At 53.4% G+C, this 17375-nt stretch carries 11 protein-coding genes; 5 read left to right on the forward strand and 6 right to left on the reverse strand.

From position 1 onward, the window contains the following. Window positions 1-227: 227 nt before the first annotated feature. Window positions 228-2507: an NADP-dependent oxaloacetate-decarboxylating malate dehydrogenase gene (gene maeB, locus ABVN44_RS16730; RefSeq protein ID WP_000344299.1), complete on the reverse strand. Its 2280-nt coding sequence runs from the start codon at window positions 2505-2507 to the stop codon at window positions 228-230. A gap of 271 nt (window positions 2508-2778) precedes the next feature. Between maeB and tal the strand changes: the two genes are divergently transcribed. Beyond that, entirely contained in the window at window positions 2779-3729 is a 951-nt protein-coding gene (tal, locus tag ABVN44_RS16735; RefSeq protein WP_001072436.1) for a transaldolase, read from the forward strand. 19 nt (window positions 3730-3748) lie between these two features. Continuing rightward, a complete protein-coding gene (gene tkt, locus ABVN44_RS16740; protein WP_000087331.1) occupies window positions 3749-5749 on the forward strand; it encodes a transketolase in 2001 nt (666 codons plus the stop codon). Between the two features lie 62 nt (window positions 5750-5811). Here the strand turns inward: tkt and ABVN44_RS16745 are convergent, their stop codons facing one another. The 3 genes from ABVN44_RS16745 to nudK form a co-directional block, all read right to left on the reverse strand. Beyond that, window positions 5812-6042: a hypothetical protein gene (locus ABVN44_RS16745; RefSeq protein WP_000700635.1), complete on the reverse strand. Its 231-nt coding sequence runs from the start codon at window positions 6040-6042 to the stop codon at window positions 5812-5814. 127 nt (window positions 6043-6169) lie between these two features. Further along, a complete protein-coding gene (locus ABVN44_RS16750) occupies window positions 6170-7213 on the reverse strand; it encodes a DUF1176 domain-containing protein (protein ID WP_001270668.1) in 1044 nt (347 codons plus the stop codon). A 124-nt stretch (window positions 7214-7337) separates the two neighbouring features. Next, on the reverse strand, window positions 7338-7913 hold the full coding sequence (gene nudK / locus ABVN44_RS16755; RefSeq protein ID WP_000084037.1) for a GDP-mannose pyrophosphatase NudK: 576 nt from the start codon (window positions 7911-7913) through the stop codon (window positions 7338-7340). Window positions 7914-8116: 203 nt separating this feature from the next. Between nudK and pbp4b the strand changes: the two genes are divergently transcribed. Then, on the forward strand, window positions 8117-9415 hold the full coding sequence (gene pbp4b / locus ABVN44_RS16760; protein WP_023232237.1) for a penicillin binding protein PBP4B: 1299 nt from the start codon (window positions 8117-8119) through the stop codon (window positions 9413-9415). A gap of 448 nt (window positions 9416-9863) precedes the next feature. Here the strand turns inward: pbp4b and aegA are convergent, their stop codons facing one another. Next, window positions 9864-11825: a formate-dependent uric acid utilization protein AegA gene (gene aegA, locus ABVN44_RS16765; protein ID WP_023232236.1), complete on the reverse strand. Its 1962-nt coding sequence runs from the start codon at window positions 11823-11825 to the stop codon at window positions 9864-9866. Between the two features lie 185 nt (window positions 11826-12010). On the opposite strand from aegA, the gene narQ reads away from it, so the two are divergent. Together narQ and acrD are read left to right on the forward strand one after the other, a co-directional pair. Then, the gene (gene narQ / locus ABVN44_RS16770) at window positions 12011-13711 is read left to right on the forward strand and encodes a nitrate/nitrite two-component system sensor histidine kinase NarQ (RefSeq protein WP_000216814.1); all 1701 of its coding nucleotides are present in this window, start codon (window positions 12011-12013) and stop codon (window positions 13709-13711) included. Between the two features lie 184 nt (window positions 13712-13895). Next, window positions 13896-17009: a multidrug efflux RND transporter permease AcrD gene (gene acrD / locus ABVN44_RS16775; RefSeq protein WP_048348771.1), complete on the forward strand. Its 3114-nt coding sequence runs from the start codon at window positions 13896-13898 to the stop codon at window positions 17007-17009. 101 nt (window positions 17010-17110) lie between these two features. Here acrD and ypfM read toward each other — a convergent pair whose 3' ends face one another. After that, entirely contained in the window at window positions 17111-17170 is a 60-nt protein-coding gene (gene ypfM, locus ABVN44_RS16780; protein WP_001386977.1) for a protein YpfM, read from the reverse strand. Window positions 17171-17375: the final 205 nt, after the last annotated feature.

Consider the following 17375-nt stretch of genomic DNA (forward strand, 5'->3'; position numbering starts at 1 on the left):
TTGTTCCGCAATAAATACCCACCGGCTATTCTTTGTATTACTACTATTGATAAAAATAATGCGTATCACTCGATTTGTGCATAGTACAGATTCAGTGAAATAAGTAGGGGTAAGCGCAACAGGTTCCAGAATATCCCCACCCGAGCCTTTCATGCCATGGCGAAGCCCAGCGGCGCATAAAAAAAGCGCAGGAGAACCTGCGCCAGAAGAGAGAGAGTAATGCGTTATTAAAGCGGCGTGGTTTGCGCTTCAACTACCGCTAACGCCACCATATTCACGATACGGCGTACAGAGGCGATCGGCGTTAATACATGTACCGGTTTAGACACGCCCATCAGGACCGGGCCGACCGTGACGCCTTCGGAACTGGAGACGCGGAGTAAGTTGTAACTAATGCGGGCGGCTTCCATATTCGGCATCACCAGAATATTGGCGGCTCCCTTCAGCGGGCTATCCGGCATCCGGTCATTACGAATACTTTCCACCAACGCCGCATCACCGTGCATCTCACCGTCAATCATCAGATCGGGCGCTCGTTCGCGTACCCGCTCAAGGGTTTCGCGCATTTTGCTGGCGGACAGCGAATTTGAGGAACCAAAGTTAGAGTGCGACAACAGCGCGACTTTCGGCTCAATACCAAAGCGGCGAACGGTTTCCGCCGCCATTACGGCGATCTCCGCCAACTGTTCCGGCGTGGGATCTTCGTTAACATAAGTATCGGCGATAAAAGTGTTGCCGCTTGGCAGCAGTAAGGCGTTCATCGCCCCTGCCGTATGCACGCCGTCACGGTAGCCAAAGACGGCTTTCACGACGCTGAAATGCTCATGGTAGTCGCCGATGGTGCCGCAGATCATCGCATCCGCTTCCCCACGCTGCACCATGATCGCGCCAATGGCCGTATGGTTGCCGATCATCGCACGCTGCGCCTGTTCCTGAGTTACCCCGCGACGCTTCATGATCTGGTAATACTCGCTCCAGTACTCTTTGAAGCGCGGATCGGATTCATTATTCACGATCTCGAAATCAACGCCCGCTTTGATCTGTAACCCCAGTTTCTGGATACGCATTTCGATCACGCTCGGACGCCCGATCAGGATGGGCTTCGCCAGCCCCAGGGTTATCAACTCCTGGGTTGCGTGCAGCACGCGCGCTTCTTCCCCTTCCGGCAGCACTACGCGCTTCGGATCTTTGCGTGCCTGCGAGAAGATCGGCTTCATGAACAGGTTGGTTTTGTAGACAAACTCGGTCAGTTTATCGATATAGGCATCAAAGTCAGCAATCGGGCGCGTCGCCACGCCGGAATCCATTGCCGCTTTCGCGACCGCCGGAGCGATTTTGACAATCAGACGCGGATCGAACGGTTTCGGAATAATGTATTCCGGCCCAAAGCTCAGGTCCTGATCGCCATAGGCCGAGGCCACCACTTCGCTCTGTTCGGCATGCGCCAGCTCGGCAATCGCACGGACCGCCGCCAGTTTCATCTCTTCGTTGATCGCCGTCGCGCCGACGTCCAGTGCGCCGCGGAAGATAAACGGGAAGCACAATACGTTGTTCACCTGGTTCGGATAGTCGGAACGACCGGTACAGATGATGGCGTCCGGACGCACTTCTTTCGCCAGCGGCGGCAGAATTTCCGGTTCCGGGTTAGCCAGCGCCAGAATCATTGGCGCGCGGGCCATTTTCTTCACCATCTCCTGAGTCAGCACTTTCGGGCCTGAACAGCCGAGGAAAATATCCGCGCCGTCAATGACCTCATCCAGCGTGCGCTTGCCGCTGTCGTCTACCGCATAGGCCGCTTTGGTCTCCGCCATATTCGGCTCACGGCCTTTGTAAATAACGCCCTTAGAGTCGCACACCACGATGTTGTGCTTTTGCATCCCCAACGCGACCAGCAGGTTCATACAAGCGATTGCCGCCGCCCCTGCGCCGGAGACGACCATCCGTACGTCGGAAATATTTTTCTCTACGACTCGCAGACCATTAAGAATGGCGGCCGTACTGATGATCGCCGTTCCGTGCTGATCGTCATGGAAAACCGGGATGTTCATGCGCTCGCGCAGTTTCTGTTCAATATAGAAACATTCCGGCGCTTTAATGTCTTCGAGGTTAATGCCGCCAAAGGTCGGCTCCAGCGCTGCGACCACGTTGATAAATTTGTCCGGGTCAAGCTCATCGACTTCAATGTCAAACACATCGATGCCGGCGAATTTTTTAAACAGAACGCCTTTGCCTTCCATGACCGGCTTGCCGGCCAGCGCGCCAATGTTGCCTAACCCCAGCACCGCTGTACCGTTGGAAATGACCGCGACAAGGTTGCCACGCGCGGTGTATTTGTAGGCTGCCAGCGGATCTTTTTCGATTTCCAGGCAGGGCGCCGCCACGCCTGGCGAGTAAGCCAACGCCAGATCGCGTTGGGTGGCAAGGGGCTTAGTCGGAGAAACCTGAATTTTACCGGGTACCGGAAATTCGTGGAAATCAAGGGCGCTTTGTTTTAACTGCTCATCCATTTTGTTGTTCCTTTCACGTATCGTTCAAAAAGTGACGCGGCCTGGTGCGCCGCACATTATCACCGTACTGCGCAACACAAACTTTGAAGGTCTGCAAACTATCACGACGCGGCGCAAGAGTTTGTTATCAACTTATAACGGCCATGTTACCTGCTTATACCAGCAATACCATGCCTGTCTGCTATGCTTTTTGGTTATGTAGTGTATCAATCTTTCAGAAGTGTGAATCAACACACTCATCTAACACTTTACTTTTCAAGGAGTATTTCCTATGAACCAGCTAGACGGCATCAAACAATTCACTACCGTCGTCGCCGATAGCGGCGACATCGAGTCCATCCGCCACTACCAGCCGCAGGATGCCACGACAAATCCCTCTTTACTGCTGAAAGCCGCCGGGCTTGAGCAGTATGGTCATTTGATTGAGGATGCTATTGCCTGGGGAAAAAAACACGGCGGTACGCAGGAACAGCAGGTTGCAGCAGCCAGCGATAAACTGGCGGTCAATTTTGGCGCGGAAATACTGAAAAGTATTCCCGGTCGCGTCTCCACTGAAGTCGACGCGCGGTTATCATTCGATAAAGAAAAAAGTATCGAGAAAGCGCGCCATCTGGTGGATCTCTACCAGCAGCAGGATGTTGATAAATCACGCATTCTGATCAAGCTCGCCGCGACCTGGGAAGGTATTCGCGCCGCCGAGCAGCTCGAAAAAGAGGGCATTAATTGCAACCTGACGTTGTTGTTCTCTTTTGCCCAGGCGCGCGCCTGCGCCGAAGCGGGCGTCTATTTAATCTCTCCGTTCGTGGGCCGAATTTACGACTGGTATCAAGCGCGTAGTCCGCTGGAGCCGTATGTCGTGGAGGAAGATCCCGGCGTGAAATCGGTACGCAATATCTACGATTACTTTAAACAACATCGCTATGAAACCATCGTGATGGGTGCAAGTTTCCGCCGTACTGAGCAAATCCTCGCGCTAACCGGCTGCGATCGACTGACTATTTCCCCTAATCTGCTTAAAGAGCTGAAAGAAAAAGAAGAACCGGTGATCCGTAAACTGGTGCCTTCCTCACAGATGTTTCACCGTCCTACGCCAATGACGGAAGCGGAGTTCCGCTGGGAACATAATCAGGACGCGATGGCCGTAGAGAAGCTGTCGGAAGGTATCCGCCTTTTCGCCGTTGACCAGCGCAAACTGGAAGACCTGCTTGCCGCCAAACTATAAACCTTGCATGGAGTGATTTATGTCCCGTAAAGACCTTGCCAATGCGATTCGTGCGCTGAGCATGGATGCCGTTCAAAAAGCCAATTCCGGGCACCCCGGCGCGCCGATGGGGATGGCGGATATCGCTGAAGTGCTATGGAACGATTTTCTTAAACATAACCCCACCGATCCAACCTGGTATGACCGTGACCGTTTTATCCTTTCCAACGGTCACGCCTCCATGCTGCTCTATAGTCTGCTGCATTTAACCGGTTATGACCTGCCGCTGGAGGAGCTAAAAAACTTCCGTCAACTGCACTCTAAAACGCCAGGCCACCCGGAGATTGGCTATACGCCCGGCGTTGAAACCACCACCGGGCCGCTGGGCCAGGGGCTGGCGAATGCCGTCGGGCTGGCGATTGCCGAGCGTACGTTAGGCGCACAGTTCAACCGGCCGGACCATGAGATTGTCGACCACTACACCTATGTCTTTATGGGCGACGGCTGTCTGATGGAGGGGATCTCGCATGAGGTGTGTTCGCTGGCTGGTACGCTGGGGCTGGGCAAACTGATCGGCTTTTACGATCACAACGGCATCTCCATTGATGGCGAAACCGAAGGCTGGTTTACCGACGATACCGCCAAACGTTTTGAAGCCTACCACTGGCATGTCGTACATGACATTGACGGGCACGATCCGGAGGCGGTGAAAAAAGCCATTCTCGAAGCCCAGAGCGTAAAAGATAAACCTTCGCTAATTATCTGTCGGACGGTGATAGGTTTTGGCTCGCCGAATAAAGCCGGGAAGGAGGAGTCGCACGGCGCGGCGCTGGGCGAAGAAGAGGTGGCGCTGACTCGCCAGAAGCTGGGATGGCATCATCCGGCGTTTGAGATCCCAAAAGAAATTTACCGCGCGTGGGATGGCCGTGAAAAAGGCGAGAAAGCGCAGCAGCAGTGGCAGGAAAAGTTTGCTGCTTATGAGAAGGCTTATCCTGAGCTGGCCGCGGAGTTTACCCGCCGGATGAGCGGCGGACTGCCGGAGACATGGGAGTCCGCCACGCAAAAATTTATTAACGACTTGCAGGCTAATCCGGCCAAAATCGCCACCCGTAAAGCATCGCAAAATACGCTCAATGCCTACGGTCCCCTGTTGCCGGAACTGTTGGGCGGATCGGCGGATCTGGCGCCGAGCAACCTGACTATCTGGAAAGGTTCGACCTCGTTGAAAGAGGATCCGGCAGGTAATTACATCCACTATGGCGTGCGCGAATTCGGCATGACCGCCATTGCCAACGGCATCGCCCACCACGGCGGCTTTGTACCGTATACCGCCACGTTTCTGATGTTTGTTGAATATGCGCGTAACGCGGCGCGTATGGCGGCCTTAATGAAAGCCCGGCAGATTATGGTCTATACCCACGACTCCATCGGTTTGGGCGAAGATGGCCCGACGCACCAGGCCGTGGAACAACTGGCGAGCCTGCGCTTAACGCCTAACTTCAGCACCTGGCGTCCCTGCGATCAGGTTGAGGCGGCAGTCGGTTGGAAGCTGGCCATTGAACGTCAGCACGGGCCGACGGCGCTGATTCTCTCGCGGCAGAATCTGGCGCAGGTGGAACGCACGCCGGAACAGGTGAAAGCGATTGCCCGCGGCGGTTATATTCTGAAAGATAGCGGCGGCAAGCCGGATATCATTCTGATCGCTACCGGATCGGAAATGGAAATTACCCTCCAGGCGGCGGAAAAATTGACTGGCGAGGGGCATAACGTTCGCGTGGTGTCGTTGCCTTCAACGGATATTTTCGATGCGCAGGACGAGGCATATCGCGAATCAGTGCTACCGGCGCACGTGACCGCCCGCGTCGCGGTGGAAGCCGGTATAGCCGACTACTGGTATAAATATGTTGGCCTAAAAGGCGCAATTATCGGCATGACGGGATACGGTGAATCCGCCCCGGCTGACAAACTGTTCCCGTATTTTGGCTTTACCGTGGAAAATATTGTAGAAAAAGCCCGCCGGGTGCTGAACATCAAAGGCTAAGGCGAGCGTTAGCAACACAGACTTTGCACAGTCTGCAGACCTGTTCTGTAGGCTGTGCAAAATTACTTCGTAGACTCAGGCGCATCTGACTGCCCGATGACGACCTCATCAATGGATTTATGGCACATCAGGCAAAAGGCCTTTTTTTTATGCGCCTGCAATGTTGAATCCCACGCCGCTGATCCGCCTTCTTTATTCACTTTTTCTCTTATCGCCGCCAGCCGATCTATTTCATAATAAGCGCTCAGGCAGCCACAATGGGGGCATAATACGGGGCCATTATTTATTTTCATACTATTTCCTGCTGTGGTGAGGCTATCGGGTAAAGTAACAATCCTACCGTAACGTAGCAATCTCTATACCATAAATGAAACCTCAATAGGTGTATCCCTATTCTGAAAAGGGGATAACAACCAGGATTCAACGCGTGATCCACAGCGTAGGCCAGGCATCCGGCCCGTGCCAGTTATCGCAGCTCGGTTCTTCGGCATAACGTACCAGACGAAAACGATCGCCATCATAACGCCAGCGCGTCTGGATACCACAGTCGGTTAACCCCCGCCCTTTCGCCAACGTCACCAGCTCGCGCGTTTTCTCGTCAAAGAAAGCGTTCATCAACTCCATGTCATTACTTTCGACGCCGCGATTAAACGGCAGCCGCAAACGTACGGCGCGCGAGGCGAGCGTTTTTTTGCGTGAAACTACCCAGGCGAGATCAATAGTGTTATAGGCGCCGGCTTCGCAGTTAACAATCAATAACGCTTTATCATCCGTCAACGCGCTGACCTGCGTCTCGCGACGCAGCGGGTCAAGCGAACAGCGAATGCCGTTTACCCGCCATGCTGCGTAGTCCAGCAGATCGTCGCGTTCTTCCTCACTCAGCGGTACGGGCGTTGGATTAATCACGGCGATCCCCTTCAATGCCGGTGCCGGGGGCACGCTGAGCGGCGGTTCGTTTCCTTTTTCAATCCAGGCGGTTTCGCTGCCCACACGTTTTTGTTGCGCGTCGATAAACAGTAATGCCGCTTTTAATCCCGCCAGCGAAAGCGTCTGAACGCCGTTTTTTAAGGTGATGGCCTGCGCATCCTGAATCGTCTGTAAAAATGCGGTGATGGTGGCAGGATCGCCGGTCATGAGATGCCAGGGCGACACGCGCCAGTGTGGACTGTTGAACGAAAGCGGTTTGCCATCCAGCAATAAGCGAGGCGCAATTGCGGCTTCTTTAGCGTCGGGCGGCGCCAAACCGCCGCGGTCGATACGCAGTACCGCATCGGTACGCGCCCCGGCGCTGCGGCTTAATGTCATCACCAGCCCATGATGTTCGCCAGTATTGCGCGCTACGCAAAAATTTTGGTTATTGCAGGTGACCTGCCAGTCGGAAAAAGTCCGTTGCGCTGGCGCAGCCCACAGTAGCTGGACCGGCAACAGGCCAAACAGACAAAAAAGAATAACGCGGTAGCGCATGAACGGAACAACCCCAGATTCAGAACAACACAGCTAAGGCGGTATCTTCCTTGCGCGCCTCAGGGTTCTCAATCAGATTTATCGGATTGGTCTTTTTTGTGTAAAGAAATATATTTCTTTTTTTTCAGTCCATTAGATGAGACGTCTGTAAATAGTTAAGCAATAACACGGTCTTACCGTCCCGAATCTCGCCTGAGCGCACCATTTCCAGCGCCCGGGAAAACGGCAGTTCAAGCACCTCAATCTCTTCGTCTTCCACGCCGCCGCCGATGCTGGCACGCTCGCTATCATGATATTCGGCAATGAAGAAATGAATCAGCTCCGTGACGCCGCCAGGCGACATATAAAGCTCAAATATCTTGCGTACCTCACCAACGTCATACCCTGTCTCTTCAATGGCCTCTTTACGGATACAGACCTCCGGCTCGTCGTTATCAAGCAGGCCAGCGCAGGTTTCAATTAACATACCGTCTTGATTACCGTTGACCCATGTCGCCACGCGAAACTGACGAACCAGAACTACGGTTTTTTTAGTTGAGTTGTAAAGCAGAATGGTTGCGCCATTCCCGCGATCGTAAACCTCACGCTTGTGACGGATAACCTCGCCATTACGACGGGTCAGGTCATAGGTAATGTTGCGCAGAGTAAAATAATTATCAGAAAGAATTTTATCCTTAATAAGCGTAATGGTTTGCGACATGCTGGCTCCAGGGTGTAAAAAGAGCATTAATATTACGCCGTGAGGTCGGTTTTGTCTGCTGAAGGGTTAATCCTTAATGCCGACTGAACGGATGTACAGCCATATTTTTCTGTCACTGCCATGACCATATTCTGCTTCTCCGGGCCGCAGAGTCCATGCTCGCGATATGATTTGACGGCCGGAGTGAGACTGAGGGAATCATCATGAAATTTACTCTCGTTGCGACGGTTCTACTGACGTTTTCCCTTTCAGCTTTTGCCGTTGAGTATCCGGTATTGATCACCGCGAGCCCTGATCAGGTGGGATTTGATAGCCAAAAACTTCACCGACTTGATGGCTGGATTCAAAATCAAATTGATGCCGGATATCCCAGCATCAATCTTCTGGTGATAAAAGATAATCATATTGTTCTACAAAAAGCCTGGGGCTATGCCAAAAAATATGACGGTTCCACGCTGTTAGCCCATCCCATTCGGGCGACCACTAACACGATGTATGATCTGGCTTCAAACACAAAAATGTATGCCACTAACTTCGCATTGCAAAAACTAGTGTATGAAGGAAAAATAGATGTCAATGATTTGGTATCAAAATATATCCCCGGCTTTAAGGATATGCCTGGGGATAAAATAAAAGGCAAAGATAAACTCCGCATTATTGATATTCTTCATCACGTCGCGGGCTTTCCTGCCGACCCACAATATCCCAATAAAAACGTCGCCGGTAAATTATTTTCACAGAGTAAAAGCACTACTCTGGAGATGATTAAAAAGACACCACTGGAATATCAACCTGGGTCGAAGCATATCTACAGCGACGTGGATTATATGATTCTTGGTTTTATCATTGAATCGATAACGGCAATGCCATTAGATCGCTACGTCGAAACCACCATTTATAAACCGCTCGGATTAAAACATACCGTCTTTAACCCGCTGATGAAAGGCTTCACGCCGCCGCAAATCGCCGCAACGGAACTACATGGCAACACGCGTGACGGCGTGATTCATTTCCCCAATATTCGCACCGGTACACTATGGGGCCAGGTGCATAACGAAAAAGCCTGGTACTCAATGGGCGGCGTTTCAGGACACGCCGGACTGTTTTCTGACACCCATGATATGGCTGTGTTAATGCAAGTCATGCTCAATGGGGGCGGCTACGGTAACGTGAAGCTATTCGACGACAAAACGGTTGCGCAGTTTACTCGCCGCTCGCCAGAAGACGCTACCTTTGGTCTGGGGTGGCGCGTTAACGGCAACGCCTCAATGACCCCCACGTTCGGGGTATTAGCCAGCCCGCAAACGTATGGACATACCGGATGGACCGGCACGCTGACGTCTATCGATCCGGTTAATCATATGGCGATTGTGATTTTAGGTAACAGGCCGCACTCGCCGGTAGCAAATCCTAAAGTGAATCCGAATGTTTTTGTCAGTGGATTATTACCTGCGGCGACGTATGGCTGGATTGTTGACCAGATATATGGTTCCTTAAAATAAAAATTAAGAGCCTGTCCCACCAGGCGTTATTGACGCAGCCAGTTTGGACACGGACAGCGCGCAAAAACCGGAGCGTACACGTAGTACGTGAGGTTTGACTCGCTACGCTCGCCCTTCGGGCCGCCGCAAGCGGCGTTCAAAACGCTAACGCGTTTTGGCGAGCACTGCCCAGGTCCAAAATGGCAAGTAAAATAGCCCTAATGGGATAGGCTCTAAGAAGGGATTCTGATAGCGTCCCTTCCTTCAATTTACACTCTATTTTCAATACTAAGATTGGCCTCATCAGGCCGGTTAAACGTCGACCCGACGGGAAAATGTTTATCGCAGGGCGTCCAGCCCTGCGAGCGTCAACATTTCTGCAAACGGAGTAAGGTTAGCCAATAAGTTTAAGATTTTTTATCACTCAATCATTTAACCGTTCCAGGCCTTAACCGGCCTACAAATACGCTTATTTAGCTAACCAGTCGAGTATCCCCTGCGCAGCATGTCGGCCTTCTGCCATCGCCGTCACCACCAAATCGGCGCCGCGCACCGCATCGCCGCCAGCGAAAATTTTCGGGTTGGACGTCTGGTAACGAAACTCGCTCTCGACGCTGGCGGCAATACGTCCCCAGTTATCCACCTTCACGCCATGCGATTCCAGCCACGACATACCATGCGGATGAAAACCAAACGCCATAATGACCGCATCCGCCGGCATCACGAACTCGCTGTCCGGTACAGGTACCGGGCGGCGTCGCCCCTGACCATCCGGTTCGCCAAGCCGCGTACGCAAAAAGCGAATACCGCTGGCGCGCCCGTGCGTATCCAGCACCAACTCAACCGGCTGAACGTTAAATTCAAAGTTCGCGCCCTCTTCCCGCGCGTTTTTCACCTCTTTTTTCGACCCCGGCATATTGGCCTCATCGCGGCGATAAGCGCAGGTGACGTTGGCAGCGCCATGACGCAGCGCCGTACGTACGCAGTCCATTGCGGTGTCACCGCCGCCCAGCACAACCACGTTAAGGCCCGCAGTATCAATAAACGGCTCGTCAGGCAACGCCGGAAGCCCCATCACCTGTTTGGTATTGGCGATGAGGAATGGCAACGCATCATATACCCCCGGCGCGTCTTCATTCGGTAAATCAGCCTTCATGGAACGATAGGTTCCTACCCCGACAAAGACGGCGTCATAACTCTCCAGCAGCGTCTCCAGAGAAATATCTTTCCCTACTTCGCAGTTAAGCTCGAAACGAATCCCCATCGCGCTGAAGATCTCCCGACGGCGCGCCAGCAGAGATTTATCCAGTTTGAAAGCCGGAATACCAAAGGTGAGCAAACCGCCGATTTCCGGGTGGCGATCGTAGACGGTGGCGCTTACGCCATGGCGCGCCAGCACGTCAGCGCAGGCAAGACCTGCCGGCCCCGCGCCGATAATCGCCACGCGCTTATCGCTCTTCTGTACGTCCGACAGGTCGGGACGCCAGCCTTTGCTCAGAGCGCGATCGGAGATATAGCGCTCAATGTTGCCGATGGTAACCGCGCCATACTCATCGCGGAGTGTACACGCGCCTTCGCATAGCCGATCCTGCGGACAGACGCGCCCGGTAATTTCCGGCAGACAGTTGGTCTGGTGGGAAAGCTCTACCGCCGCATCAATATCGCCAGCTTTCACCAGTTCGATCCACTGGGGAATATGGTTATGCAGCGGACAGGTCCATTCGCAGATACTGTGTTCCCCGCATGTGAGGCAGCGGGACGCTTCACGCTCCGCCTGCGCGGCGCGAAACGGCAGATAAATTTCCTCAAAGGTGGTTTTACGCGCTTCAATCGCCAGTTTATCCGGTTCGCCGCGCGGCGGCGTCGCCTGCATACGCTCGACTTTGCTGCTTACTGTCTCACTGTGTTGTGTATCAACGGTATGCCAGGGGCGAATCTCCTGCCGGGCGGTACGCAGCCGTCGCGTTTTAGCCAGACGGGTCAACGAGTCTTCGGTGACCAGTTGCAGCGCATCCGCCGGGCAATTTTCCACACAGGCCGGGCCCTGTTCACGTCCCTGACACAGATCGCATTTATGCGCGCTGGCTTTGAACTGGTTTGGCGCGACAGGCGTCAATACCATCTGCATGGTGCCGAATGGGCAGGCGACGACGCAGGATTTACAGCCGATGCACTTCTGCGCATTGACCTGCACGCTGTCGTTAATATGCGCGATCGCGCCGTTCGGACAGCTACGGGCGCAGGGCGCATCTTCGCAATGGTGACATGTGACCGCGCTGCGCTGGCGCTGATGTTTGATGACAGTAATTCGGGGCTGATAGCGCTGTGACGTCAGGACATGGCGCTCATCATTGTGAGCCATTACGCAGGCGACCTCGCAGGCATGGCAGCCCAGACACTGCTGGCTATTGGCCATAATAAAACGATTCATGGCATCCTTCTGTTTTGGTTGTAAAAACCTTATTCTTTATATGAGCATTGTTATTAACTGACGAAGGCGGGGTCGGCAATGTTCATCTGCCCAGGAAGCACAACTATCTGTCCAGAACCTGTGGCAGATCAATTTATTTCAAAGCAAATGCAATTGCGATTCAGCTAAATGCGGGGAGTACCAGCGTGACGGTTAAACGCCCGGTCTCAGCCAGTCTGGCTAAGGCTTTTTTCTATATTGTGCTGTTGTCTATTCTGTCCACCGGCAGCGCATTACTGACGCTGACCAGCAGTTTACGGGATGCCGAAGCGATCAATATCGCCGGTTCGCTACGAATGCAGAGCTATCGGCTGGGTTACGATCTGCAAAGCCGTAGCCCGCAGATTAATGCGCATCGTCAACTTTTCCAGCACGCGCTCAACTCGCCAGTACTGCAAAATCTCAACGCCTGGTATGTGCCGCAGGCGGTGAAAACTCGCTATGCGCGCCTGCACGCCAACTGGCTGGAGATGAATAGCCGCCTACAGGACGGCGACATTGCCTGGTATCAGACCAATATCAACAATTATGTCGATCAAATTGATCTCTTCGTTCTGGCGTTACAGCATTACGCCGAGCGTAAAGTCATGCTGGTCGTCGCCATATCGCTGGCGGGCGGTATCGGCATATTTACGCTGGTCTTTTTTACCCTACGGCGTATTCGCCAGCAGGTCGTTCGCCCGCTGAATCAACTGGTCACCGCCAGTCAGCGAATTGAACATGGTCAGTTCGCCCCGCTGCCGCTGGATACCAGCTTACCCAATGAGCTGGGATTGTTGGCGAAAACGTTTAGCCAGATGTCGAGCGAGCTGCATAAACTTTACCGTTCGCTGGAAGCCTCGGTGGAAGAAAAAACGCACGATCTGCACGAAGCGCATCGCCGCCTGGAGGTGTTATACCAGTGCTCTCAGGCGCTGAATACCAGCCAAATCGATGTCCACTGTTTTCGCCATATTTTGCAAATTGTCCGTGAACATGACGCCGCCTGGTATCTGGAGTTAACCGTGGGCGATAACTGGCGGATTAGCGAAGGCACGCAAAGCCCCGACCTGCCGATGCAAATGCTGCCAGTGACGATGCAGGATACGGTCTATGGCGAACTCCACTGGCAAAGCCCCAACGTTAATGCCTCTACGCCGCTGCTGAACAGCGTCTCCACGATGCTGGGGCGTGGTTTGTACTTTAATCAGGCGCAAAAACACTTCCAGCAACTTTTGTTAATGGAAGAGCGCGCGACGATTGCCCGTGAGCTACACGATTCGCTGGCGCAGGTACTTTCTTATTTACGTATTCAGTTAACGCTTTTGAAGCGCGCCATTCCAGAAGATAACGCCGGCGCGCAAAGCATCATGGCGGATTTTTCCAGAGCGCTGAACGACGCCTACCGTCAGCTTCGGGAGTTACTCACCACGTTCCGTCTGACGTTACAGCAGGCCGATTTACCCTCCGCATTGCATGAGATGCTGGAAGATTTACAGAGTCAGACTCCGGCTAAACTCACGTTGGATTGCCGTTTACCCACGCTGGCGCTGGATGCGCAAATGCAGGTGCATTTGTTGCAAATTGTGCGCGAAGCGGTCCTGAACGCCATTAAACACGCCAACGCGAGCGAAATCGCCGTGAGCTGCGTCACCGCGCCTGACGGCGATCATACCGTTTATATTCGCGATAATGGCATTGGTATCGGCGAACCGCATGAGCCTGCCGGACACTATGGTCTGAATATAATGCGTGAGCGCGCGGAGCGCCTTGGCGGCACGCTGAATTTTTCGCAACCCTCCGGCGGCGGCACGCTGGTCAGTATCAGTTTTCGCTCCTCCAACAAGGAAGAGAGTCAGTTAACGTAAAGAACGGCAAATCGCCGGAAGGCCAGATGTCAGGCTTTTCGGCGTTGGCACAAAAAGTATGCTGTAAAAGCGCATGATAATTTACATTATCTCCTTTATTTCTCCACGTTTGGCTCGTAGCTTGCCGCTACAGTGAAGCAGTTCAAATCTATAACGATATGTAGAAACACGAGGTTTCCCTTTAATGGCGAATTTTTTTATCGATCGCCCCATTTTTGCCTGGGTGCTGGCTATCCTGTTGTGTCTGACAGGGGCGTTAGCCATTTTCTCTTTACCTGTTGAACAATATCCCGATCTGGCGCCGCCCAACGTACGTATTACCGCGAATTATCCGGGAGCGTCGGCGCAAACGCTGGAAAATACCGTAACCCAGGTTATTGAGCAGAATATGACGGGCCTCGATAATCTGATGTACATGTCATCACAAAGCAGCGGAACCGGACAGGCGACCATCACGCTGAGCTTTATTGCGGGAACCGATCCTGATGAGGCGGTTCAGCAGGTGCAAAACCAGTTACAGTCCGCGATGCGTAAACTGCCGCAGGCGGTACAGGATCAAGGCGTCACGGTACGCAAAACGGGCGATACCAATATTTTGACCATCGCTTTCGTCTCTACCGACGGTTCTATGGACAAGCAGGATATCGCCGACTACGTCGCCAGTAATATTCAGGACCCGCTCAGCCGCGTCAACGGCGTCGGCGATATTGACGCTTATGGTTCACAGTACTCTATGCGTATCTGGCTCGATCCGGCCAAATTGAATAGTTTTCAGATGACCACGAAAGACGTGACCGATGCGATTGAGTCGCAGAATGCGCAAATCGCCGTCGGGCAGCTTGGCGGTACGCCTTCGGTCGACAAGCAGGCGCTGAACGCCACCATCAATGCACAGTCGCTGCTGCAAACGCCGCAACAATTTCGCGATATCACCCTGCGCGTTAATCAGGACGGTTCCGAGGTCAAACTGGGCGATGTCGCCACCGTGGAGCTGGGGGCGGAAAAATATGACTACCTCAGCCGTTTTAACGGCAAGCCGGCTTCCGGTCTTGGCGTTAAGCTGGCCTCCGGCGCGAACGAAATGGCGACCGCGAAGCTGGTGCTGGATCGCCTCAACGAGCTGGCGCAGTACTTCCCTCAAGGGCTGGAATACAAGATCGCGTATGAAACCACCTCCTTTGTCAAAGCCTCGATTATCGATGTGGTCAAAACGTTGCTGGAGGCTATCGCGCTGGTTTTCCTGGTGATGTACCTGTTCCTGCAAAACTTTCGCGCCACGCTGATTCCGACGATCGCCGTGCCGGTAGTATTAATGGGCACCTTCTCCGTGCTTTACGCGTTCGGCTACAGTATTAACACATTAACCATGTTCGCGATGGTGCTGGCAATCGGGCTCCTGGTCGACGATGCCATCGTGGTGGTGGAAAACGTCGAACGTATCATGAGCGAAGAAGGGCTCACGCCGCGTGAAGCGACGCGCAAATCCATGGGACAAATCCAGGGGGCGCTGGTCGGTATCGCGATGGTGCTGTCTGCGGTATTCGTGCCGATGGCGTTCTTTGGCGGTACCACCGGGGCAATTTATCGTCAGTTTTCTATTACCATTGTCTCGGCAATGGTGCTGTCGGTGCTGGTCGCCATGATCCTGACACCGGCGCTGTGCGCAACGTTATTAAAACCGCTGCACAAAGGCGAGCAGCACGGGCAACGCGGATTTTTCGGCTGGTTTAACCGTACCTTCAATCGTAATGCCGAACGTTATGAGAAAGGCGTAGCGAAAATTTTGCATCGCAGCCTGCGCTGGATTCTGATTTATGTTCTGTTGCTTGGCGGCATGGTGTTCCTGTTTTTGCGCCTCCCCACCTCCTTTCTGCCGCAAGAAGATCGGGGCATGTTCACTACGTCTATCCAGCTACCGAGCGGCTCTACGCAACAGCAGACCCTGAAAGTTGTTGAAAAGGTTGAAAACTATTACTTCACCCATGAGAAAAACAACATTATGTCGGTCTTCTCGACGGTCGGTTCCGGCCCTGGCGGGAACGGGCAAAACGTCGCGCGCATGTTTGTTCGCTTGAAAGACTGGGACGCGCGCGATCCCACCACCGGCTCCTCGTTCGCCATTATTGAGCGGGCGACAAAAGCATTTAACCAGATTAAAGAAGCTCGCGTCTTCGCCAGCAGCCCGCCGGCAATTAGCGGTCTGGGCAGCTCCGCCGGTTTTGATATGGAATTACAGGATCACGCCGGAGCAGGCCATGACGCGCTGATGGCCGCACGAGATCAACTCATTGAGCTGGCCGGGAAAAACAGTTCCTTGACCCGCGTGCGCCACAACGGCCTGGACGACAGCCCGCAACTGCAAATTGATATTGACCAACGAAAAGCGCAGGCGCTGGGCGTATCGATTGACGATATCAACGACACCCTGCAAACAGCCTGGGGATCGAGCTACGTCAACGACTTTATGGACCGGGGCCGCGTGAAGAAGGTCTATGTTCAGGCCGCAGCGAAATATCGTATGTTGCCGGATGATATTAATCTTTGGTATGTCCGTAACAAAGATGGCGGCATGGTCCCCTTCTCCGCCTTCGCCACCTCGCGCTGGGAAACCGGCTCGCCGCGTCTGGAACGCTATAACGGCTATTCGGCGGTAGAAATTGTCGGAGAGGCCGCGCCGGGAGTCAGTACCGGGACTGCGATGGATGTCATGGAGTCGTTGGTGCATCAGCTACCGGGCGGTTTTGGCCTGGAATGGACAGCCATGTCTTACCAGGAACGGCTCTCCGGCGCGCAGGGGCCCGCGCTGTACGCTATTTCGCTATTAGTCGTCTTCCTGTGTCTGGCGGCATTGTATGAAAGCTGGTCGGTGCCCTTCTCGGTGATGCTGGTTGTGCCGCTCGGCGTCATTGGCGCGCTACTCGCTACCTGGATGCGCGGGCTGGAAAACGATGTTTACTTCAAGGTGGGGCTGTTGACCGTTATCGGCCTCTCGGCGAAAAACGCGATTCTGATTGTGGAATTCGCCAACGAAATGAATCAGAAGGGACACGCGCTGTTAGACGCCACGCTGTACGCCAGCCGCCAGCGCCTGCGACCGATACTGATGACTTCGCTGGCGTTTATCTTTGGCGTATTGCCGATGGCCACCAGCACCGGGGCAGGCTCGGGTAGCCAACATGCTGTCGGAACCGGCGTGATGGGGGGAATGATCTCAGCAACCATTCTGGCTATCTTCTTTGTACCTCTGTTTTTCGTGCTGGTACGTCGCCGCTTCCCGCTGAAGCCGCGCCCGGAATAAGCTCCCGGCCAGCCTGATATGAGGTGTCGGGCACAAAAAAGGCGACTTTCGTTGAGTCGCCTTTTCTTATCCCCTATGGGAGCGCGGTGCCTTCCAGGCATTTATTTACGAAGCATGACTTCGATAAAATCTTTCCAGTTCCCCAGTTCACGTTCAATCATAATAGCCTCTCTTATTATTATGGGTATTCTACGTAGTTAGCGGTATAGAGAGAAGTTCATTTAACCGATTGTTGCGATATCCTCTGGTTATGCTGTCTATGATATTACTATGGCGCTGTAGCCGTAAATTTTATGTGACTTACTGCAATATTTAGCAACATTAATACCTTTTCTACTACTTTATCAAATCGGGTTAAAAAACAAT

The sequence above is a fragment of the Salmonella sp. SJTUF15570 genome, from assembly GCF_043357055.1.
In the GTDB taxonomy this organism is placed as follows: Bacteria; Pseudomonadota; Gammaproteobacteria; order Enterobacterales; family Enterobacteriaceae; genus Salmonella; species Salmonella enterica.

Excerpts from the sequence above, each read along its gene's own strand:
- nudK (WP_000084037.1), bottom strand. The coding sequence starts at position 7,913 with ATGTCGCAAACCATTACGCTTATTAAGGATAAAATTCTTTCTGATAAT.
- maeB (WP_000344299.1), bottom strand. The coding sequence starts at position 2,507 with ATGGATGAGCAGTTAAAACAAAGCGCCCTTGATTTCCACGAATTTCCG.
- ABVN44_RS16745 (WP_000700635.1), bottom strand. The coding sequence starts at position 6,042 with ATGAAAATAAATAATGGCCCCGTATTATGCCCCCATTGTGGCTGCCTG.
- pbp4b (WP_023232237.1), top strand. The coding sequence starts at position 8,117 with ATGAAATTTACTCTCGTTGCGACGGTTCTACTGACGTTTTCCCTTTCA.
- ABVN44_RS16750 (WP_001270668.1), bottom strand. The coding sequence starts at position 7,213 with ATGCGCTACCGCGTTATTCTTTTTTGTCTGTTTGGCCTGTTGCCGGTC.
- tal (WP_001072436.1), top strand. The coding sequence starts at position 2,779 with ATGAACCAGCTAGACGGCATCAAACAATTCACTACCGTCGTCGCCGAT.
- tkt (WP_000087331.1), top strand. The coding sequence starts at position 3,749 with ATGTCCCGTAAAGACCTTGCCAATGCGATTCGTGCGCTGAGCATGGAT.
- acrD (WP_048348771.1), top strand. The coding sequence starts at position 13,896 with ATGGCGAATTTTTTTATCGATCGCCCCATTTTTGCCTGGGTGCTGGCT.
- aegA (WP_023232236.1), bottom strand. The coding sequence starts at position 11,825 with ATGAATCGTTTTATTATGGCCAATAGCCAGCAGTGTCTGGGCTGCCAT.